The 21,606-nt window shown below is 67.2% G+C and carries 18 protein-coding genes; 12 read left to right on the top strand and 6 right to left on the bottom strand.

From position 1 onward, the window contains the following. Positions 1-307 precede the first annotated feature (307 nt). Positions 308-1,552: an IS110 family transposase gene (locus tag ALLO2_RS12315; protein WP_232235058.1), complete on the bottom strand. Its 1,245-nt coding sequence runs from the start codon at positions 1,550-1,552 to the stop codon at positions 308-310. A 34-nt stretch (positions 1,553-1,586) separates the two neighbouring features. On the opposite strand from ALLO2_RS12315, the gene ALLO2_RS12310 reads away from it, so the two are divergent. Genes ALLO2_RS12310 through ALLO2_RS23340 form a run of 3 tightly spaced genes read left to right on the top strand, consistent with a single transcriptional unit; the run spans position 1,587 to position 5,591 of the window. Further along, a complete protein-coding gene (locus ALLO2_RS12310; protein WP_198030992.1) occupies positions 1,587-2,816 on the top strand; it encodes a tyrosine-type recombinase/integrase in 1,230 nt (409 codons plus the stop codon). Further along, the gene (locus ALLO2_RS12305; protein WP_051623989.1) at positions 2,807-4,981 is read left to right on the top strand and encodes a tyrosine-type recombinase/integrase; all 2,175 of its coding nucleotides are present in this window, start codon (positions 2,807-2,809) and stop codon (positions 4,979-4,981) included. Before ALLO2_RS12310 ends, ALLO2_RS12305 begins: the two co-directional genes overlap by 10 nt. Beyond that, on the top strand, positions 4,971-5,591 hold the full coding sequence (locus ALLO2_RS23340; RefSeq protein WP_051875134.1) for a DUF6262 family protein: 621 nt from the start codon (positions 4,971-4,973) through the stop codon (positions 5,589-5,591). The genes ALLO2_RS12305 and ALLO2_RS23340 overlap by 11 nt, the downstream gene beginning before the upstream one ends. Before the next feature lie 507 nt (positions 5,592-6,098). On the opposite strand, the gene ALLO2_RS24405 is transcribed toward ALLO2_RS23340, so the two are convergent. After that, complete coding sequence (locus ALLO2_RS24405) at positions 6,099-6,569, bottom strand: NUDIX hydrolase (protein ID WP_011434606.1); 471 nt, start codon at positions 6,567-6,569, stop codon at positions 6,099-6,101. Positions 6,570-6,572: 3 nt separating this feature from the next. Beyond that, positions 6,573-7,223, bottom strand: coding sequence for an XRE family transcriptional regulator (locus ALLO2_RS25595; RefSeq protein WP_131728957.1), 651 nt, complete (start codon positions 7,221-7,223; stop codon positions 6,573-6,575). Between the two features lie 243 nt (positions 7,224-7,466). On the opposite strand from ALLO2_RS25595, the gene ALLO2_RS12290 reads away from it, so the two are divergent. The 7 genes from ALLO2_RS12290 (at position 7,467) to ALLO2_RS12260 (ending at position 12,768) form a co-directional block, all read left to right on the top strand. Beyond that, a complete protein-coding gene (locus ALLO2_RS12290) occupies positions 7,467-7,769 on the top strand; it encodes a hypothetical protein (RefSeq protein WP_023842162.1) in 303 nt (100 codons plus the stop codon). A gap of 28 nt (positions 7,770-7,797) precedes the next feature. Continuing rightward, positions 7,798-8,025 carry a hypothetical protein gene (locus ALLO2_RS12285; RefSeq protein ID WP_023842163.1) on the top strand — a complete coding sequence of 76 codons (228 nt, stop codon included), beginning with the start codon at positions 7,798-7,800 and terminating at the stop codon, positions 8,023-8,025. 676 nt (positions 8,026-8,701) lie between these two features. After that, complete coding sequence (locus ALLO2_RS25590) at positions 8,702-8,899, top strand: hypothetical protein (protein WP_139168599.1); 198 nt, start codon at positions 8,702-8,704, stop codon at positions 8,897-8,899. A 529-nt stretch (positions 8,900-9,428) separates the two neighbouring features. Then, positions 9,429-9,638, top strand: coding sequence for a hypothetical protein (locus ALLO2_RS12280; RefSeq protein WP_023842166.1), 210 nt, complete (start codon positions 9,429-9,431; stop codon positions 9,636-9,638). A 93-nt stretch (positions 9,639-9,731) separates the two neighbouring features. After that, complete coding sequence (locus tag ALLO2_RS12275) at positions 9,732-10,115, top strand: hypothetical protein (RefSeq protein WP_131728958.1); 384 nt, start codon at positions 9,732-9,734, stop codon at positions 10,113-10,115. Continuing rightward, the gene (locus ALLO2_RS12270) at positions 10,115-10,306 is read left to right on the top strand and encodes a hypothetical protein (RefSeq protein WP_023842167.1); all 192 of its coding nucleotides are present in this window, start codon (positions 10,115-10,117) and stop codon (positions 10,304-10,306) included. Before ALLO2_RS12275 ends, ALLO2_RS12270 begins: the two co-directional genes overlap by 1 nt. Positions 10,307-12,588: 2,282 nt before the next feature. Next, a complete protein-coding gene (locus tag ALLO2_RS12260; protein WP_023842169.1) occupies positions 12,589-12,768 on the top strand; it encodes a hypothetical protein in 180 nt (59 codons plus the stop codon). A 1,194-nt stretch (positions 12,769-13,962) separates the two neighbouring features. Here the strand turns inward: ALLO2_RS12260 and ALLO2_RS12250 are convergent. The 3 genes from ALLO2_RS12250 to ALLO2_RS12240 all read right to left on the bottom strand — a co-directional run bounded on the left by ALLO2_RS12250 (position 13,963) and on the right by ALLO2_RS12240 (position 16,091). Beyond that, on the bottom strand, positions 13,963-14,436 hold the full coding sequence (locus ALLO2_RS12250) for a type II toxin-antitoxin system VapC family toxin (protein WP_011434616.1): 474 nt from the start codon (positions 14,434-14,436) through the stop codon (positions 13,963-13,965). Then, on the bottom strand, positions 14,420-14,689 hold the full coding sequence (locus ALLO2_RS12245) for a type II toxin-antitoxin system Phd/YefM family antitoxin (RefSeq protein ID WP_011434617.1): 270 nt from the start codon (positions 14,687-14,689) through the stop codon (positions 14,420-14,422). Before ALLO2_RS12245 ends, ALLO2_RS12250 begins: the two co-directional genes overlap by 17 nt. A 628-nt stretch (positions 14,690-15,317) precedes the next feature. Continuing rightward, positions 15,318-16,091: an IS5/IS1182 family transposase gene (locus ALLO2_RS12240; RefSeq protein ID WP_011434618.1), complete on the bottom strand. Its 774-nt coding sequence runs from the start codon at positions 16,089-16,091 to the stop codon at positions 15,318-15,320. 927 nt (positions 16,092-17,018) lie between these two features. Here ALLO2_RS12240 and ALLO2_RS12235 point away from each other — a divergent pair. Both ALLO2_RS12235 and ALLO2_RS12230 read left to right on the top strand, forming a co-directional pair. Then, positions 17,019-20,234: a BTAD domain-containing putative transcriptional regulator gene (locus ALLO2_RS12235; RefSeq protein ID WP_084588411.1), complete on the top strand. Its 3,216-nt coding sequence runs from the start codon at positions 17,019-17,021 to the stop codon at positions 20,232-20,234. A 287-nt stretch (positions 20,235-20,521) separates the two neighbouring features. Continuing rightward, complete coding sequence (locus ALLO2_RS12230) at positions 20,522-21,526, top strand: AfsA-related hotdog domain-containing protein (RefSeq protein WP_023841856.1); 1,005 nt, start codon at positions 20,522-20,524, stop codon at positions 21,524-21,526. The last annotated feature ends 80 nt before the right edge of the window (positions 21,527-21,606 follow it).

Here is a 21,606-nt window from a genome sequence, read left to right as displayed (position 1 = left end):
GCCCCGACTCGGGAAGCGTCGCGGCCGGACCGTCCGTTTCAACGGCGGACGGTCCAGGGAGCGCGTGCTGGTGTCAGATTGACACGCTGCTACCACACGAGTCCTCGTGATCTGACCGGAAATACCAACTGAACGTGGGCACGCTCGCGCCCGCCAGGGCACTTGGCCGCTGGTGCGCGCGACAGCGGCGGATCCCGTGGGCTGCCGGCTGGCCGTTCTGACGGTGAGCGGTGCTGGCGTGTCCGGTCGTCGCCCCGACAGAGCGGCCGTCAGGCCGCCGGGTCGGGCGTTCCGCTCGCGGCGGCCGTCAGGCCGCGGCGAGCAGGGCGGTGATCTCCTGTGCGCTCAGGTTGAGGCTCTTGAGCTCGCGCAGGGCGTTGCGCTTGCGGCGTTCCCTGCTCTGCAGGCTGGCGTGGTAGTCGACTCCGAGGTCATGGAACCGCGCGGTGGGGTCGTTCAGCAGATGCCAGACGATGGTCAGGATGGAGCGGGCGACGGCGACGAGGGCCTTGAGATGGCCGCGGCGTTTGACGAGGCGCCGGTAGCGGGAGCCGAGGAAGGTCTTCGTCTTCGCCGCCGCCATGGCGGCCTCCCCGAGGGCGCCGCGCAGGTAGGGGTTGCCCTTGCCGGTGCGCCCGGTGCGGCTTTTCGCGCCGGACTGGATCGTCTGGGGGGTCAGTTTCGCCCACGAGTTCAGGTGGCCGGAGGTCGGGAACTGGGCCATGTCGGTCCCGATCTCGGCGATGATCACCTGGGCGGTGTGGCGGGCGATGCCGGGGATCTCGTCGAGCCGGTCGAGGATGTCCAGGCCGGGCCGGGCCGCGGCGCCACCGCCGCCCTGGCCGGTCCCGGTGGTGGCGTCCCCGTCGGGGCCGGTCTCGCCACCGCGGGCGGCGTCGGCGGCGGCGTGGGCCGGGGCAGGCAGGGCGGCGATCGCGGTGTCGATCCGCTCGGTGAGCTCGGCGATCCGCCGATCGAGGCCGTCGATCTGGGCGAGCAGCACCGAGAGCAGGTAACCGTGGTGCTCGGTGAACTGGCCGGTCAGCGCGGTCGCCAGCTCGGCCTGGGTGGCCTTGACCCGGCCGCGGGCAAGCGCCGCGAGCTTCTTCGGATCACGTTCGCCCGCGACGAGCGCGTCGAGCATCGCCCGACCGGAGACCCCGAAGATGTCCGACAGCACCGTCGACAGTTTGATCAGGGCGTCCTCGAGGAGCTTCTCGACCCGCAGCCGGTGCCGGGTGCACTCGGCGGTCAGGTCCAGGCGCAGCCGGGTGAGGTTACGGATCTCGCGGATCTCGGGTGGCGGCACGAAGGAGGGCCGTAGCATGCCACGCTCGTTGAGTTTGGCCAGCCAGATCGCGTCGAGTTTGTCCGTTTTGGGTCTTCCCGGGACNTTCTTGACGTCCCGGGCGTTAACCAGCCACACCGTGAGACCGCGGGCCTCGAGCAGGTAGTAGAACGGGCGCCAGTAGTCAGGCGTAATCAGGCGTCGCCGTAAGGCCGTCCGTGACGGAGGTTGACGGGTCGGGAATCGGTCCGGCGTGTCGGTCACGGACTGCGAATCTGTAGTCGATACGTTACGAGACGTGACGGACGTTGTGGAGCCGTGCCGGACGCAGCGGCTCGTGCTGCCGGACGGTGCGACGAGCTGGACGGTGCTCGGACCGGACTACCGGGTGGTCGGGCCGGCGGAGGAGTTCCTGGAGTATCTGCGGGCGCAGGGCTCCTCGCCGAACACGGTGCGCTCGTATGCGCGGGCGCTCGCGCTGTGGTGGAGCTATCTGGCGGTGTTCGGCTTGGCCTGGGACGCGGTGACGCTGGCGGGGGTCGGCGGGTTTCTGACGTGGCTGCGTTCCGGGGACGGGCCGGATGTGGTGTCGATCGAGCCGCGGGCCGCGCGGGTCGCCGAGTCGACGGTCGCGAACCGGCTGCGGGCTATGACGTCCTGCTACCGCTACCACGAGCTCAACGGCGTGCCGCTCGGCGGCGACCTCGTTCGGCTGGTGCATGGCGGGCGGGCGGCCTACCGGCCGATGCTCGAGCACGTCGCGCGCAGGCGGGGCCGGGAGCGGGCGGNCGTGCGGGTCCGCACCCCGTCGCGGCAGGCACCTCCGGTGCTCACGCCGTCGCAGATCGAGCTGATCTGCGACACGTGCGCGACGTTCGACGCGGCCACGGGCAGGTGGCAGGGGCAGGTGCGTGACCGGCTGCTGTGGTCGCTGCTGGCGGAAAGCGGCCTGCGCCTGGGTGAGGCGCTGGGTCTGCAGCACCGGGACTGGCACACCGGCCGCGGCGACACCCCGTTCCTCGAGGTCGTCCCGCGGGAGCATCCGCACCGGGTCCGGGTCAAGGGCGGCCGCTACCGGCGGATCTATGTGTCGGACGTGCTCGACCGGCTCTATGGCGAGTACCTCTGGCAGCTGTGCGATGCCGGCGTCGACCAGGCAGTGGCCGATCTGGACACGGCGCCGGTGTTCGTGAACGTCGCGGGCGGGACGCGATTCGCGCCGTGGCGACCGGAGACGGTCTACGACCTGGTCCGCCGGCTGCGCCGCGACCTCGCCGGGAAGGTCCCGACGGGCTGGGCGCCCCACTGGCTGCGCCACTCGCACGCGACCGCCCTGCTGCTGGCAGGGGTGCCGGTGCACGTCGTGTCCCGCCGGCTCGGCCACGCCGACGTGCAGACCACGCTGGAGATCTACGCCCACGTGACCGAGGACACCGACGCGCGAGCAGCGGCGAGCTGGCGGGCGTTCACCGCCGGCTGGCGCCCCCAGGCCGTGGCCGGCGGCGGGCAGATCGGACCGTGCTCGTGAACATCACGGTCGAGGAAGTCATGGACAACCTGGCCGCCGCGGGGTGCGGATATGCCCCCGTGATCCTGGACCAGTTGTGGGCGACGGTTCCTGATGACCTGCGGCTGGGCCGGCTGTCGGCGGCGACGGTGCCCGAGCGCTACCGCAACGCGTTCACCGCGGCCGCCCCGAGCAACGCGATCCTCGTCGAGAGACTGCCGGAGCCGATGGGCCGCGAGCTGACCTGGTGCTGCCTGAGGGTGATCGAGCTGGGCGGGAAGATCGCGCTACCGGGGGTGGCGATGCTGACCCGCCGCCTCGCCGAGGCCGTCGCCGACCTCGGCGCTCGCGGCCCCGTCTCGCTGATGGACCTGCCCGCGCGGGACTGGTGTCAGCAGTTCTCGTTGGCGGTCCACCGGCGCAAGGGCAGGCTGCCGACCGCGCGCTCGACGCAGACCGTGCGGGAGACCTTGGTGCGGTTCCTGCGGCTGCTCGCCCTCGCCTACGACACCAGACCCTGGTGGCAGCGGGAGTCCTGGAACCCGGTCGAGGATCCCCGCATCCCGCTGCGCGCGCACGAGCCCCAGGGTCGCGAGGCGATCTACTTCCAGCGCGTCAGTGCGTCCCGGCTGCGCCTCGGCCTGCAGTGGTACTGCAAGATCAGCCTCGAGACCGGGGCGCTGCGATGGTCGACCGTCGGCCAGCGGGTGTTCGCCATGACCATGTTCGACGCGTTCCTCGCGAGCCGCGGCGGGCGTCCCACCCACCTGGCCGACACACCGGAGGGGGTGCGGGCCCTCATGCTCGACTACCTCGGCCACGTCCGTGCCTCGCGTGCCAGCCGCGGGCCGACCGAGGGACAGCCGCTGTCCGCGAACCACATGAAGATCCTGCTGATCTCTGTCGAGCAGTTCTACGCCTTCATGCACGACCACAAACACGAGGCCGCGGCGGCACTGGGCGACCCAGGCTGGCTGCGCCTCGGACCGCAGCATGCGGCGTTCTACCGGCGCGGCGAGATCCCCCGCCCCGTGGCGCACCGCGACACCGAGCAAAACGTCATCCCCGAGGCCGCGTTCACGCAGATCATGGCCAGCATCGGGATGCTCGGCGATCCGGTGGCCGACGGAGGGTTCGGCGACGAGCAGGCCATGCGGATCATGATGCTGCAGACGCGGCTCGGCCGGCGGATCAGCGAACTGCTCCTGCTCGACCACGACCCGCTCTGCGCGCTCGCCATGCAGGCGCCGTCCGACGAGGAGCCAGACGCGTTCGCCGCCCGGCTCCGCTACCAACAGACCAAGATCGACGGTGCGCCGGACACGGTCCTGGTCGACCGCGAGATCGTGACGATCATCCGCGCGCAACAGGAATGGGCGTCCGGATGGATCGCTCGCCACGGCGCGCCGGGAGCGACGCCGCGTTACCTGTTCCTGGGCGAGAAGATGAACCGCCACGGCAACCGGCCCTACGTGTCGAGCACCCTGCACCGGATGCTCACCGAGATGGCCCGCCGGCTCGATATCCGCGACGACGTCGGCCGTCTGGTCGACTTCCAGCGCACGCACCGCTTCAGGCACACGAAGGCGACCAGCCTGCTCAACGCCGGGGTGCCGATCCACGTCGTGCAGCGCTACCTCGGGCATCTGTCCCCGACGATGACGATGCACTACGCGAAGACCCTCACCGAGACCCACGAGGCGGAGTTCCTGCGCTACCGCAAGCGCACAGCCGACGCCCGCGAACTCGCCATGCCGGCGGCCGATCTCTACGACCTGCTGCATCTCGACAGCCGCACCGACCGGATCCTGCCGAACGGCTACTGCCTGCTGCCACCACGGCAGTCCTGCGACCGGGGAAACGCCTGCCTGACGTGCGACAAGTTCACCACCGACGCGACGTTCCTGCCCGAACTGCGCGCCCAGCACCGCCGCACCCTGACCCTCATCGACACCCGCCAGGCAGCGTTCACCGCCCGCACCGGCACCCCGATGGGCACCGACAACGTCTGGCTCGCCGGCCGCCACCGCGAGGCGGCCGCCCTCGAAGCGGTCATCGCCGCCCTCGACGCCGACACCGCCGCGCAGGGGCAGCCAGTCCGCGGCGCCGGGGTCGTCGCCCGCACCGACGCCACGGCCCGCCGCGCGACCGGCGACCTGGGACGAGGCCAGCCCGATGGCCGGTAACCTCGACAACCTGCGCAGGGCCNCCGCGNCGCGCNCCGCCACCGCCGTGACCAGAGCCGAAAAGACGCTCGAGGAGATGCGCGCCGCCGACGAGCCGGTCACCTTCCGCGGCCTGGCCGCCCGCTCCGGGGTCTCCCTGGACTTCCTCTATCGACACACCGGCCTGCGCAGCCGGATCGAGCAGTTGCGCGCGACACAGACCGCCCAGCCATCCCGACCGGCGGAACCGGACCAGCCGAGCAACGTCGTGCGGACACTGACCGCGCAGCTCAGCGAACTCAAAGCCCGCCACCGCGCCGAGATCACCGCGCTGAACGAGGCGCTCGCCGCAGCCCACGGGGAGAACCTGATACTCCGCCGCCGCCTCGGCCCCAACGCCACGGCCGGCACCGACACCAACCCCAACGACCCGTNAGCGCCACCCGGACACAGTCGTCACGTGACGACCGCCCCCAGCGCGGCGCCGGACGACCCCACGCGGCGCTATCCCTGCCTCGGCGCCTCGACGCCAACCCCGGGTCCGCACACTGATCCGGCCGAGCGGACCCGCCCCGTCGCGGACGCGTCCGTGACGGCCCTGACCTGCCAAAACAACTATATTCGATCTTGAAAACTACAGATAACGCCGGTGGATTCCATACCCACCGGAGAAACCCGCTGTTCCGACAGCCACCCGGCCAGCCGGGTCAGTCCCGCTCCCGTCGTGGCGAAGGTCCGCNCCNCCCCCCGCCGGCCGCCACCACGCCCGCCAACCCGGACCGCCGCCACGACCGTGTCCCGGTGCACGTCCAACCCGGCGACCCGGTCGATCAGCACATCCATGAAAGACCGCCTCCTTCCCTTACGATCAGTGATCCACACGGACCGCCCGGGGAGGGCCTGTCATCAAAGATTCTGAGGTACGCGCTCGTGGCAGCAGGACAGGATTCCTCAGGACCTCCGCGCCACACTGACCTACGGGCTCGCAGGCACCACAGAGGGACGACGTCGGACCGGACGGCACCAACATCCTCATCAGGACAGGGTGCCGGCGCAAGCCGGCATGATCACTGACCTGCGACGATTCGCCGAGCGTCGGGCCTCGCCGAGCGTGTCGACCTATTAATATTACCAGCTATCAGCCAATATACGGTTCACTCCTTTCTTCGAGATAATGATCAACTCGCAGTCGGATCGACGGATGCATTTTATATGAAGGGAGATCGCTAATTGCTACGAACCTCACCTGTGAAGATTCGTCACTCGTTCTAGGTTCACCACCGGTCATCCTGGTTCGAAAACAGATGGAGAATTGTTGCCGCACCTCGCCATTGTCGTAGGCCGCTACGTGGCCAGGATTGGAGTAGATCCCAACCACTCCGGTTACTTCGCAGGATATCCCGGTCTCTTCCATGACTTCACGCGCGGTAGCCTGCCTGACTGATTCGCCAGGCTCAACACCCCCGCCAGGGATGGCCCAATATCCGTTGTCGGTACGACGGATCAGGAGAATCCGTCCTTCGCTATCGGGAACGATCGCACTTACAGCCGGAACAATGCTGTTAGCCGCTGGAGCTTCGGGATCGTTCAAGTAGTCAACACGAGGCACAGGTCACCCCTCCTTGTTTTCCAGCACTCGGCTCTGCGCCCAAATTCGCTCAAAACATTCAGCGTAGGTCTCGAACAGGGGTCCGCCGTCGATCTTACGCAGATGGACAATCGGGGCGCGGAATGCGGGCATGCTGTAGATGTGCGGATTGATCAACATCTGATCGTCGAATCGGATGATCGAATTATACAGCACCGTTGCATGAAAGCGGACCTGAAGGTTTTCTACTCCGAGTATCGGTTGATACCAGGAGAGCGCATATCTAATGCGCGCAGCCATCCCAGCGCCAACCCCTTCCTCCTCTCCGCGCGTTCGCACTTCCTCTGATTCGGGGTCGCCGAACGCGATGCGTACTTGCACCCCATCGCCACAACGCCTCTGGATTTCCGGCACCCAGGACGGGTTGGCTTCAGGTAGGTGTAGACCTGCATAGACGAGGATATCGAGCACGCTCGAAGTTTCTTGTAGAAGGGCGAGCCACAGAGCATTCGGGACGGCGCTTCGCTCCGTGTAGACCGTGACGACTTCGCCGTGTCGTTCATCCATGGCGACACGCTTACCCACATTGGGCCATAGATAGTCGCTTCCTCCCCGAGTAGTCGCGCGGCCTTCATCGCGGTGGTTCGGTGCGGAGTCCGCCCCTTCGTGATCCATCGTTCAACCGTTTTCGCGTCGACACCCAGAGCCTCACCGAGCGTGGGCGGTGTCCAGCTACGGCGAGTGAGCGCGGTTCGCAATCTTTCGTTGGGCACGTTGCGGCTCCCGAGACCGAGGGCATGGGACGTTTCGATCTTAGAACGTCCCAGCATGTCCCTTGCGGGGGGTGACCGCGTCCCTCGCTATCTGTCATGTTCTGTCGTAGGGCGCTTCGGGTCACCTTGGGCTACACACGACGGGGTGCCCTACCTAGACGTCCCCGGGTGTGCTGCCGCCGACGATGCCGGTGCGCCCGGGGACACCCATGTGAGCCGCGAGGGGGACGGGATGCCGTACATAAAGATCGTTTACAAGGGGGCCGCGCCGACCACGACCTACATGCAGTGGGCTCCGGTCGTGGCGGCCGGTCTGCGGCGGATCGTGGGCGAGGCTCTGGAGGAACCGGGGGTGGCGTCCGTGGAGCTGACGGACGACGCGGGCTCACGCGTTCTGGTTGCGGAGAAGCCACGCGATCTTCTTGCTTTGGAGTGCGGGGGATGCTGAACGCAGCTGCGATCAGGGACCTTCCGCCATGTTGAAGATCTTGGTTCGTTATGAGGATGATCGAGGGCCGTCCGCAACCATCGCGAGTCCGGACGTGCTCCGTAACGCCGACCTTCCGGCGCTGGCCTCGCGGTTGCTGCGGATGCTTCCGGCGGTCGAACGGGTGCAGATCTTCGATGGTGAACGGCCGGTCGCCGATACCGCCTCGCGGGGGCAGGGTGAGGTGAGTCGGGGCTCATGCCGTTCGTCCGGCTGATCGCGGCGCCTGGTAGGGCCGGAGCGTTGTACTACGTTCCTGCGTGGAAGGCCCGAAGGATGGACCTTCCCGACGCGGCCCGGCGTGCGCTGGTCGAAGATCCGACTGTGACCCGCGTNGACCTGCTGTCGGATACCTACGAGGTAGAGCAGATGATCAACAGAGAGTAGCTGCCTCGTCGCGTCTCTATCGGAGTGAGGCTCTGCCTGTGGCGCGGTGCCTGCCGGTAGCGGTGCGGGTGGGAGCGTAGCGGCGCCACACGCTGTCGTCTTGTCCGGTGCATCCGCTGTGACCTGCATCGATAGCGATACGGGCGACCCCGGCCCATGCCGGCCCCGGTCCGACGGGCGACCCCAACCCGGGCGGCCCCGGTCCGTGCGGTCTCCTAGAAATCAACTGGGTAGTGTGTTATGCCTCTCGTATTAGGCCTGGACATATTATCGGGTGAGCCATCCTAGCCATGCTCCGGCGATAACGGACGGCACGGCGACGAAAAGGACGACTACGGCGATAAAATACCAGGGGATTTTTCCGTCGGGCTCCTGGTAGAACCGGCTGAACATCACGGACCTCCTTTTGCTTCCCTCTTTGCAAGGGGACGGAAGGTGCTTGCGGGTGGCGGTGGGTTTTTGGGTCCGGGACGCGTGGATGGCATGCGGCCGTGCCCGTCTCCGGCATGATCACCGCGTGTGGTGTCATGCCCGGTGGTGAGTCGGTGGTCGATTTCGATCGCGAGCGCGGTTATCAGGTTTTTCTCGTGTGTCTTGCGGAAGGTGTCTCCCTCAATCCGGTAGTAGACGCTGGCGGCGTGGCGCCGTTCCGTTTTTGTGAGCCGCACTCCCATGCCACGCGGCGCGGGGTCCAGCGCGAGTAGTGCCCGCAGGGCTGACCCGCGTGGGTGACCGAGTGCCTGTGTGGCCGCGTGCAGCAGCCTCACGACCCCCCGCGCGCGCGCCCACTCGCCTCCCTGCGCTGCCACGAGGGCTAGCAGGCGTGGCGCGGCGTTGATGATGTCTTCGGGACCCCGGACGCCGTGATCGGCAAGCCTCCCAAGATCTTCTATGAGTCGCCGTTGGCGGTCATCGCCCGTCATGATCCGTCTTCCCGTCGTCCCGTGCATACGCCGTTGCGCCTGCACACAGCAGGCCAGTGATCGCACGCTCACGCATCCGGGTTTTTTCCGGGTTTGGTCAGGGTTGAGTCCGGGGTGTCCGCGCGCTGATGATCGTTCCGGGTTTGGTCCGGGTCCGGTCCCCCGGAATTCCGGCTCCCAGCCACTAATACCCCCCGGATTTGCCGGTCTAATACCTGCGGTGCGGCTTTTCATCGGGAAACATGGGCGGTGTCCGGCGGGGCTGACAGAAACGGCCCCGAAGGCTTGCCCCCATCCCTCGGGAGTTCCTGTGTTCCTACTTCTTCTATTCCTTTTCCTGCTGGTTCTGGCCGTGCCGCTGTGGCGTTTCCTCGCGGTGTTCGTGCCGGTTTCCCTGGCCCTCTGGACATTTTCGTGGGCGGCCACGACATCCACCCCCGGATACGGCAAGTACTTCATCGCTATCATTTTCATTCTTCTGGCCGCGCGGGCTATTACGAAGTGGACACACAAGCCGTGACCAGAATGCACCGCGTTCTCTTCTGGACAGCCCTTGCAGTCTGGCTCGCCGATCTTTTTCTGCTAGGCGTCCTAGCCGGATACAACCTGCAGCATGAATACCGCCCGCGGCCGTGCCCGACGCCGGTTGGCCGTGCCATTCCCGCGTTTTCTTTCTCCCCTCTCCCTTCCCTTTCGCGAGGTGACTGCCGTGTTCGATGATCGCGAGCTCGCCGTCCTTGAGAAGCGCGCGGCCGACGCCTTCGACACCCATATGGACGGCTATACGGCAAGCGCAGTCCTCCACGACATCTTCATGGACATTCTGGGCCAGGACGAAAAAGGTATCGAAGCAATCCGGTACGTACAGAGCCTGCTGAAAGCCCACCGGGACAAGACCCTCGCGGAATGGCTGACCGCCCAGGATCTGTGGTTGTTCGCGGCAGGCATCGCCTATGACACCAACTTTGACGATGACGAAGACGAGGCCAACCACTGATGATTCCCTTTTCCATTCTCTTCCTGCTTCTTATCGTTGTCATCGTCATGATCCGCGCGTTTGACCTCAACCCGTGGCAAGCGTTCGCCTGCGCCGCGCTCGGTTTCTACGTCGCACAGTCCAATTTCTCGGACACGTTTCAGGGCATTCTCAACCAGATTTTCGGCATATTTTCCTCTATTCATCTGTAGGCCGCGCGGAGGTGTCCGGCTTCCGGACACCCCCGTTTTCCTCTGAGAAGAGAAGCCATGCCACGAACCCACACCAACGATCAGCGTCGGATGACACGGGAAATACGGCGGATGCGCCGCTACATGCGCCGTTCCACCCGACGAAAACTCCGGGAGAACCACTCCGGCCCGATGGCCGTGACCAGTATCACCGGTTTCTTCTGGCGGTTCCGCAGCGAATTTCTCCCGTTCTATATCGCTCTGTTCCTGGCGGTGTCCGCCACGGTGGCACACCGGGCGTGGGGCGCCGGTGCCGTGGTGCTGATGACCCTGTTCAGCCTGGCTACGGCGTGTGTGGTAGCACGCAGGATGCCGCGCCGGATCGAACGCGCCTACGCCGTGACCGTGGCCATCCTCGCGTCCGGATGGTGGTCAGCCGCCGCGATTCTCAGCCCTGGCCACCCACCCCTTCCCACCCTGCTCGTCACAGCCGGCACTGTGGCCGCTATCCCATGGTGGGCACATCGGCGCCGACGTGAACGGGTCCGGGTCGAGCGCACCATGCAGGCGTGGCCTGTCCTCGCCGAAAACGCGGGGCTTTCCGGTTCACGGGTGATGTCCGCGATAGTAGATGCGTGGGGATATACCGCGCGAGTGGCGCTACGCCGTGGCATGTCCGCCCGTAGCGCCATCGCCCGGAGCGACGAAATAGCCTCCATGCTCGGTGTCCGGCCAAACTCGGTACGGGTGACCGCCGATCCCGACCGTGAAGACCATGTCATCGTCCGAGTGACAGAAACCGATCCTCTGGCACGCCCGAACCCCTGGCCCGGACACGACCACCCCGCGACGATCACCAAACCGATTGCTATCGGCGTTTCCGAGGATGGCACGGCCGTAACCGTTCTTCTCCTCCGCCGCCATGTCCTCATCGGTGGCGTCGTCGGCGCGGGGAAATCGGGCCTGGTGAACACGATCCTCGCCGGGCTCATTCCCGCAGACGATGTGACCGTCTGGGGAGTGGACCTGAAAGGCGGCATGGAACTCGGCCCGTGGGCGCAATCACTCGGCAGGCTCGCGACCACACCGGACGATGCCCTAACCCTCTTCACCGCCGCATGGGAAGAACTGAACCGGCGCACCCGCGAGCAAGCACAGCGCGGGGAAAGGACCTGGAACCCCACCCGGGAACGCCCAGCACTCGCGATCTTGGTCGACGAATTCGCGGAACTCCCCCCGGAAGCACTGGACATAGCTGATTCCCTGGCCCGTCTCGGCCGCGCAGTCGCGGTCACGCTCATCGCTGCCACGCAACGACCAACCCAAGACGCGACGGGAAACGGCGCTATCCGTAGCCAGATGGACGTCCGGATAGCGCTGCGAGTCCGGGAACGCGCCGACACAGACCTCATCCTCGGCGCAGGCGCCTACAAAAGTGGTTGGCGAACCGACGCCTTCACCCTTCCCGGCGTGTTCCTCATCCTTGACCCCGACCACACCACGCCCACACCCCACCGTGCCTACCTGCTAGACGACGACACCGTGGCGGATATCACCAGCCGCTATCCCACGCCACCGGCTCTACCCGCCCGGTCGGACGGGCCGCACACGGACCATAACCCCGACCCCAACAGTGCCCTGTGGACTGCCCTCACGGCAACACCGGACGGCGCCAGCGTGCCCGACCTGGTGACCGCCACCGGCCGGTCCCGTCGATGGGTGTACTATGCCCTACAGCAGCTCCAGGAAGCCGGCAAGGTGCGCCAGGCCGCGCCCGGCCGTTGGCACGCCNCCCCCCNCCGCCCATGACCCACCGTCACGGAACCGCCGTGCACACCCCCGTGCAACGCCGTGCACCCCGGCGTGCATGCACGGCCCTACGCGCGCGCGTGCGTGCGCGCCTACGCGCGTAGGCACCCACACACCCCCACCCGTGCACACCACGGCACATCGCCACAGACAGTCACATCACCGGGCGGACCCACCCCGCACCCCTACACGCGGGTAGGGCACACCCACACCCACACCGCGCACGCCCGCGCAGCGACCACCCCCGCCACACCGCACCCAACCCCGGGAACGCCGCCCGCTAGCACCACGCCCGCGACCAGGTAGCGGCAACACCCCATGCCCGCACCCCGCGCACCCCCGGTGATCTGAACAAACACAGCACGGTCGCGGTAGCCGTCCACCCCCGGGTGCCACGCGACCGTCCCGAACCACCCCCGCCGACCCCCACCCGGCGCAACCGCAACCCCCCTCCGGTCGTCACGTGACGACCGGCGGGGGGTCAGGGAGCCGCGATGACCAGCACGCCGGACCACCCTGCCGACGAACCGGACGACGAACACACGGCGATCCGCCGCGCCGTATGGGCGATGCCCCCACTGACCGATGAACAGATCAACGCCCTCGCGGTGCTGCTCGCCACCATGCGGGACCATCCACGCCCCCGACCCCCCGACCCACCCCCCACCGACTGACCCCAACATGCGGCAGGCCCCCCGCACCGTATCCGGTGCGGGGGGCCTGTTCCTGTAAGCGTCTAGCAAGCGGCTACGGGCGTGGGGTCCGGGGGACGAGACCGATGCCACGGATCACTCCGCCGCTGGCCCGCAACATGGCCTCGTGGCATAGGGCGCACGCCAACGCCGTTTCTCTCCCATCGGAGACGATCACCAGTGCGGGTGCGGCACAACGGGGTGTCTCACACGTCGGCACGTCGCTCATCGCGCGTCCCCCGGTCCGGCCGTGACCAGATGCGCCCGTGTCTGCCTGCCGTAGCGCACGGTGAACCCCAGCGCGTCGAGCGTGGCCGCTACCGCGTAGGTCAGCACATCACCCACCCCGGCCGGGACGGGCCGATTCGCCGTGGGGATGGTGGCCATCCGGGGATGGGTAGCCCACCCCAACGCCNCCCCCCGGTACGCACCCGTGCGCACCGGGACAAGCAGGACCCCGCCGGTTGCCTCCCGCCCGGTAGTGTCCGCCACCGGCACCCCCGCCAGCACGAGCGCACGCGCTACCCGCACCGTGAGCAGCGCGGTAGCGTCCCGGGTCGCGCGCACCCTCCCCCCATGGTCATCGGTGAGCCGCGCGACCTGTTCGGACCACAGGCGATTAAACGCGAGATCATCCGGTGCGGAACGGCTCGTCAGCGTCCCGTCCGCCGCTACCACCCCGTAGCCGACGGCGCTACCGGGATGGTCATCCCCCGCCCGGACTGCGTCATACCGGTCCGCCCACGGGCCGGCAACCACCCGCCCGTCCACCACCGTCCAGAACGCCGGAACCGACGCCCGGTCGTGGCGGGCACGCGGTCCGCGCGTCGCATCCTGCGAGGGATCGGTGCGCCCCGCATGCGGCACGGTCGGCACCCACCCGCCGGACGCGAGGGGACCGTCCGGGACGGTCGGCGCGTCGTTCCCGGCGGTCGGGAACGGAAGTGGAAGGCCGTCGACGTGCGTGGTCGGTTGCCTCTGTTGCTACACCCGTTGCTACACCTCCCCATGATCGCTGCGGCGCCCCAGACTGTCGCGCTGGGCTTACCGGGTTGATCGTGTCGTCATGGTCGGTCTGGGGTTCCCGGATCCGGCTGGCCAGATCGGGGTGCGGCCCGTGACACCCGAAAACGTCCGCCATCGACGTATGGCAGCAGCCTCGCCGCCCCGGCTGGGTTAGGGCTTCCTCTCGTGGGGCAATGGCGGCCTCGTGACGGGGACCGTGCGTAGGAGCCGTTCCAGGCCGGTGTAGTCGCCGGGGTTGGTGGTGAACAGTGGAAGGTCCTCCGCGACCGCCGTGGCGGCGATCATCAGGTCCGCGGTCCGGCGGCGCGGTTTGCGGCCCGCGGCGACGACGGCCGCGGTCAGCCGGCCGTAGACCCGCGCCGCCTCGGCGTCGAACGGGATCGGATCGAACTCGTTCTCGGCACGTTGGAGGATCTCCATCCGCCGTGCCCGTTCCTCATGCTCGTCGTACAGGTCCTGCTCGTCGTTACGCCGCACCTGGTGTGGCCCGGCGGACAGCTCCGCCAGCGTCACCACGCTGATCGCCATCTCGTCCGGAAGCTCGGCCACGTTCACCCAGCGGCGCAGGATCAGGATGTTGGTATCCAGCAGGCCCTGCCGGACGGGCTCACTGGTCATAGGCATCCGTCGCCTCGTGGTCGGCCGCGGCCTCCTGGTCGGCGCGGAACGCCTCCAGGCCGGTGTCAGGTGCGTTGCGTGACATCGCGGCGAACTCCTGCCGCGAGACGAACCGGCGCCGGCGCCGGATCGGGACGAGCTGCCCGATCTGGTGACCATCCCGAGTGACCGTGAACGACTGCCCATGCTCGACGGCGTCCATGATCTCCCGCGACCTCGACCGCAGGTCCCGCTGCGTGATCTCAGGAGTGCTCACCATGCCAGCGTAGCACCCGGTGCTACAGCGTGCCGCGACGAAGATCCAGAGTCTGGCCAGGCGATGTTGACCGCCCGGCTTCGCCATACCGCCGTGTGCCTGCGGTCGCCTCCTGCACGAAAGACGCTATCCGCAGCGCTCAAGAATATTGCGGATCCGCCGGGCGCCTGGATGATCGTCGTCATACGCGGCTTCGACGATTCGACGATTCCCATTACCTGCCGCGTCAGGTCCTTCCTGCATTCGGCGGCCCCACGATCCGGCTATCCGGATGAGGCCGAGTAGTTTGCGCGTCAGCGATGCTGCTGTGAGCTACTCATCTACCTGATTCCGCCCAATTTGCCGGACGCCGTGAGGTGGTCCTGTGTCGCGTCCAACCAAACCCAACGAGCGCCAGCTCGCGGTTCTCCGCTGGATTGGCGACGGATGCCCGCCGCGAGATTGGCCCGACCAGAGCCACAAGCTCACCGCGCGGATCTTGGAGGGACGCGGTCTGGTCCAGGTCAGTGATCATGCCGGCTTGCGCCGGCACCCTGTCCTGATGAGGATGTTGGTGCCGTCCGGTCCGACGTCGTCCCTCTGTGGTGCCTGCGAGCCCGTAGGTCAGTGAGCCATTTCAAAGTTGGTTTTCCTAAAGGCCCTCGGTGGCGAGGACGAGGGCGGCCTGGGCGAAGGTGCCGACGCGGCGTGGGCAGCCACGGAAACGGTCGAATATGTGCCAGTTCTTGAGGACCGCGAATCCTCGTTCGCCTTGTGAGCGGGTGGTGGCGTGGGTCCGGTTGGCCTCCTTGTCACGGTCGGGGAGGTCGTTGTTCTTGGGTTTCTTGATCGGGACGAGGAGGCGGTCGCCCTCGCCGCCGACGTAGCCCTTGTCCGCGTAGAGGTAGAGCTCCGAGCGGTCGATCAGATCGAGAATGTCGTGCATCCGGGCCGCGGTGAGGTCATGGACGGAGCCGGGAAGCCCTTCGGAGATCCAGATCAGCCGGCCGTAGGGGTCGGTGAGGCCCTGCAGGTTGATGCCGTGGTACTTGTGCTTGCCCGAGTAGTACAGCTTGTTGTGCGCGCGGACACGGTTGGTACGCACGACGGTGCCGTCGAGGATGAGGAAGTTGCTCTGGGTCCACGCGAAGATCCAGACCGCGGCGAGCAGGGTCCGGCCGTGAGTGGCGAGCAGGCGGACGGCTTCGCGGATGTAGTTGTGGACGGTGCCGACACTGACCTGGAAGCCCTCGGCGAGCTGCTCGTAGCGTTCACCCTTGCGGAGGTGGACGAGCACCAGGAGTGCCTGCTCGGGTGGGGGCAGCTTGCGCCAGGTCCGGCGCTGGGCGCGATCCTCGGCCAGCAGCCCCGCAAGGAAGGTCAGGGTCGACTCGGGCAGGTCGACGACACCAGGGTAGGTTAGCAACGGAAGTCCTCGGTCAAGGGCACAGTGGGGTAGACACCCTGTGATCTACCGGGGACTTCTCTATTTACGGCACCCCTCCGGCCACCGCCCGGCCAACTATCGCCGCCGCCAGATGACGGAACGACCGGAACCAGTGCCCGTTCAATTCGTCAATTGGTGATCCTCAACGGCCGAAAGAATCAGACAAACAGAGATTGAAAAGGCTCAATGATCAATCTCACTGGCGTCGGGGGGCGTGGTCCGTGTCGGTCGAAGAACTGCAGGTACGTCGCTCGTAGAAGAACTCGATCGAACCGGAGGCCCGTAAAGACCGCCGCTGCGCGACGGTAATCCCGCGTGCCGCCCGTGGGCCGCCCGCGATCTGGTGACGTTCGGCACAGTCGGGCCACACCCCGGAAAGATCGACATTGGTTCCCATCAAAATACCTTGGCGTAAGCCGTGGTCGGCGGCGAGAATAGCAGCGGATGGGAGATCTTCCCCACGCCGCCGCGCGCCTGGAAGGCCGTACCGTGGTAGGGTCCGGCAGTCGTAAGATCATTTTTATTCATCTCTCGGAAACGCCGGCCGACGGAGTGCTTTGGGTGCTTACCGACCCCGGCGAGTAGCATGCGATATCTCTGTCGTGCATGCGACATCGTCATGAAAGGTCGCGGATCGTTCGTATCATGAAGCCAGCCAGTGAAAGGGCCTCGCTGAGTGCCGGCGCGCTCTTCGCGAGTCAGTCGGCGCTGGTCAGACGTCTCTGCAATCGCCGCCGAGTCATCGGGCCTGGCGNCTGCGACTGGAAAGCAGCCGTGGCGCGTGGACCTCAGCTCTCCTTTCGGCCCGCTGGCCCGTGGACCGTAACCACCCTCAGGAGGAGCATGTCCATTCAGTGAAGCGAGACCAGAAGACTGAAGGTCGGTTCGAGCGAGGAGCCCACGAGCATGGTGGACAGCATCAATGCGTTCATGATCTTCGGTCCTCTGGAGATCATTCTCAAAGGAGAGATCATCTCGATTGAGTCCGGAAAGCTCCGCACCCTGCTGGCAGCCCTCCTGCTGGACGCGGGCAGCGTCGTCGGCTCCGATCGGCTGATCGACTGGTTGTGGGACGACCACCAGCCAGCGAACCCGCGGGGAGCGCTACACACGTACATTCGGCGGCTCCGTCAGCTCCTGGGCGACCCGAAGATGCTGAGCACTGTCAGTAGCGGCTACCGCCTGAACCTCGGGACGGCGGTCCTGGACCTGCAGCAGTTCCGCCGGCTGGTCAGGGGGGCCGAGGAGACGGCGGACCCGCAGGCTCAGGCGAAACTGCTGACCGACGCGCTGGCGATCTGGCGCGGCCCCGCGCTGGCCGACGTGCCCTCCGAGTCCCTGCGCCGGGAGAAGGGCGCGGCGCTGGAGGAGGAAAGGATGTCCGCGCTGGAGTCCCGCTTCGAGCTCGAGGTGCGCTTGAACCGAGCCGCCCAGATTGTCCGCGAGATCCGCCTCGCGGCTATCGACAATCCCTATCGGGAGAAGTTCTGGGAGCTGCTGATGCTGGCCCTGTACCGGGCCGGCCGGCAGGCCGAGGCACTGGACGTCTACCAGCAGGTGCGCACGCTGCTGGTAGACGAGCTCGGCATCGAGCCCGGCAGCGGCCTGCGGGACCTGCACGGGCGGATCCTCGAGTCCGACCCGCAGCTGTGCCTGCCGGATCGGTCCGCACCCGACGCGGCGACGCCGTCCACAGTGCCGGCCCAGCTCCCCGCCGACGCGATCGGGTTCGTCGGCCGGCAGGAGCTGATGGACCAGCTCACCGAGGCCTTGCGCCCGTCTGGGACGCGCCCGGGCGTACCGGTCGTCGTGTTGTGCGGGCCGCCCGGAATCGGCAAGACGGCGCTGGCTGTAAGTCTCGGCCACCGGTTGCGGCCAGCGTTCCCGGACGGGCAGCTGTACGTCANCCTGCGCAGCCACGAGCGGCTCGGCCAGGACCCGCCGCTCACTCCGGAGCATGTGCTGCCGCAGTTCCTACGCAGCCTCGGCGTTCCGCCGGGCCAGATCCCGGTCGAGCTGGCCGAGCAGGCGAACCTGTTCCGATCGAAGGTCGCCGGCCGACACGTGCTGGTGATGCTCGACAACGCCTCGAGCATTGACCAGGTGATGCCGCTGTTGCCCGGCGACGCCGGTTGCTCCGTCATCATCACCAGCCGACGGCACCTGGGTGGCCTGGTCGCCACGCTGGGCGCGCAGGTCGTCCAAGTGGGCACTCTGAGCCCCGAGGAGTCCCGCGAGCTCGTCGAGGGCATGTTGCGCAACGTCGCTGTCCCGGTGGATCCTGCGCTGATTCCGGAGGTGGTGGCGCTGTGTGCGTATCTCCCCCTCGCCCTGCGCATCGCCGCCGCCAATCTGATCAGTTTCCCGGGCGGCCACGCCGACGAATACGTGGACAGCCTGCGCACGGGCAACCGGCTGGCGGCGCTTACCGTGGACGACGACCCGGTCTCGGCGGTGTCCAACGCCTTCGCGCTGTCCTACGACTCGGTCGGGCCGGACGATCGCCGGTTGTTCAGCCTGGCCGGGCTCTTCCCCGGGCCCGACTTCTCGGCCAATGCCGTCGCTGTCCTGGCAGACATGAGCACAGCCCAGACCCGCAACTCGTTGAACAGGCTCACGGTGGCGAACCTGCTGCAGCAGCAGGCGCCCGGCCGGTACCAGTTTCACGACCTGCTGCGGGAATACGCTTACAAGCGGGCAGGCGACCATTTCACTGCCCAGGAGATAGCGGCGGCAGTGGACCGTCTCGGCCTGTGGTACCTGGTCGGCACGAGAAACGCGGTGGATATCCTGCACGTGGAGTTCCTCCGGCTCCCGCTGCCGCCAGAAACACGCTCCGTGATCGACGCGCCGGAATTCGTCGACGAGAGCCAGGCGATGGCCTGGCTGCTCGCGGAGTGGCGCAACGTCCTTGCTTGTATGCGCGCGCTCGACGGTTCCTGTTCAAGCCATCTGACCTGGCATCTTTCCGATGCGCTCCGCGGGTTCTTCTGGACCGGAAGATATCGGACTGAATGGTCGGAGGCGGCGCACGGCGGTCTGATTGCGGCCGGTCGGAGTAAGGACAAGCTCGGCATGGCCGCGATGCACCGCAGTCTCGCCAACCTGTATAACACGCTAGGTGACTATCGTCAGGCGATAAACCACCTTGCTGAAAGTGTCGCCCTGCACACCGACCTCGGCATGTCCGAGGAGGTGGCCGCCATCCTGAACAACCTCAGTCTCGCCCATCTGAGTCTCAGCCAGGTCGATCAGGCCGAGCGCATCGGGCAGGAGGCCTTGGCGATCGCCCGGGAAGTCGGGTCCCCGCGGACCGAGGCCGCCGCGCTTGGACTACTCGGCCAGATCCACTGGGCTCAGGGCGACATGACTGTGGCCACGACCTACATCACGTCGTCGCTGCGGGCCGCCGGCGAGCTCGGGCTGCATCACATCACCTCGTACAGCCTGAGGAACCTGGGCCTGGTACGTGAGGCGTTGGGAGATCTGGACGCTGCGAAGTCCTGCTTCTCCCAGGCTCTTGAGGTCTCCACGCGTATCGACTCCTTCTACGACCGGAGCATCTCGCTCTACGGGCTCGCGCTGGTGCACCACGATGTCGGTGACAACCAGGCCGCGCTTGAGTTCGCCGAGCAGGCGCTGGGCGCCTTCCAGGAGTGCGGTGACCGGACCTTTGAGGCGGAGACCCTCTGCATCATGTCGGGGATCAACGCCGAGCGCGGGGACTGGACCGCATCCATCCAGTGCGCCCGGCAGGCATTCGAACGGGCAAACGCCATCGACTACACCGACGGGAAGGCCTACTCGCTCGTCCGGATCGCGCTCGCGGACGACCACTTCGGCCGTGCCGCCGCCGCGGCGCTGCACGCGGCAGACGCCTTCGCCCTGGTGGCCGGCACCAACCGGATCACTCAGCGCAGGATCCTGGTAGACCTCGGGCTGATGTACGCCGAGCAGCAGGAGTTCGAGCGAGCCACCGAATGCGCACAACGCCTGCGCACCATCTCGGAGGAGACCGGGCAGCTTCTGGGCGCGGCCGAGGCGAAAAGGATTATGGCCCTGGTCACGCGCCGGTCGAACCTTTTGCCATCCGCCGAACCCCTCCGGAACGAAGCGTCGTAGACCGTCGGCTGGACCGCGTGCCTGATACAACCCGGGTGCGCGGACCGCGCGACATCCGGCCTTTCTCACCCTCTGATCATGCGCCCCTCGGCGGAACTGGTCTGATACGCCGGCGTGGTCCCGCTGATGTCAACCGCCAGCCAGCCGTCAGCGGCACGAAAGGATGGTCGGGGTAGCTTTGTCCTGCGCAGGAAATATGCGCCCAGTACAAGCAGATGCCGTCCTGGCGACGGGCGCAGCAATCAGCGGAAGAAATCCCGCGCAGGACCCCAGCGAAGGATCCGTAGATGCCGGCTGACACTGAGATCGCACACACCGAGGACTCTCTCCGCGAGCTGCACTTCATGCAGACGGTCGACCGTTCCCTCATCCACCGTCACGCGCTTTCCGAAGTGTTCCTGACCGACACCGTGCCCACCGGTGCGACGTCCTACCTGGCTGCCGCCCAACTGCCGTCGTCCCACGCGTACTTCACCGACCACGTCCGACACGGCGCGGTGGATCCACTGCTTCTGCTGGAATGCTCACGCCAGGCTGAGACCTACGGCGCCCACGTGCATTTCGGCGTGGCACGGGACACCCGGTTCGTCCTGAGGTCGTGGTCCATGCAGCTGCCGGGGCTGTTCGCCATCCGCACCCGAGGCGCCAGCGAGCTGACGATGGCGGTCGGCACGCGCCCACTCGTCGGCGACCGGCCGACCAGTCGGTCGCTGGCCTACGACATCCGGCTTTCCCTGGACGGCGTGGCCATCGGCGACACCCGGATCGCGGTGGGCTACCTGTCTGACTCCGCCTACGAACACGTNCGGGCGCTCCGCCGGGGAAGCGCGCCGCACACATCGGACGACATCCGGCCCACGCCCGCGACGATCGCGCCGGCCGCTGTCGGGCGAGCCAGCAGCGTCAACACAATCCTCGTGGATCCCGTCCAGTTCGCTGGCGGGGCCACGGCCACCATTCGGGTGCCCGTCGACAACCGCAGCATGTTCGACCACGCACTGGACCATTTCCCCGGCATGGTACTCACCGAGGCGGCCCGGCAGCTGTGCCTGTGGTCCGGCGCGGACCTGCTCGGCGTGCCGGCCACCGCGGCCACCGTCGTCGCCTTCGACCTGGCCTTCACCCGGTTCGCCGAGCTGGATGTGACAACCACCGTGGCAGCGGTCCACCAGCATGAGGACGTGGTCGGCGGGTCCACCTTCGCCGTGTCCTTCCAGCAGAACGACGCCGTCATCGCGGCGGGAACCATGACCATCTGCCCGGTTCCCACCAGTCATCTCACCGACGACTGAACCCACAGCCGCACACAACGCCAGCTGCACAGGGCGAGGACGGGCACCGGCGGTGGCGCCGCGGGCCCGGGAGGAGAATG

Source organism: Frankia sp. Allo2 (assembly GCF_000733325.1).
Lineage (GTDB): Bacteria > Actinomycetota > Actinomycetes > Frankiales > Frankiaceae > Frankia > Frankia casuarinae.
This window is presented reverse-complemented; position numbering and strand designations above follow the sequence as displayed.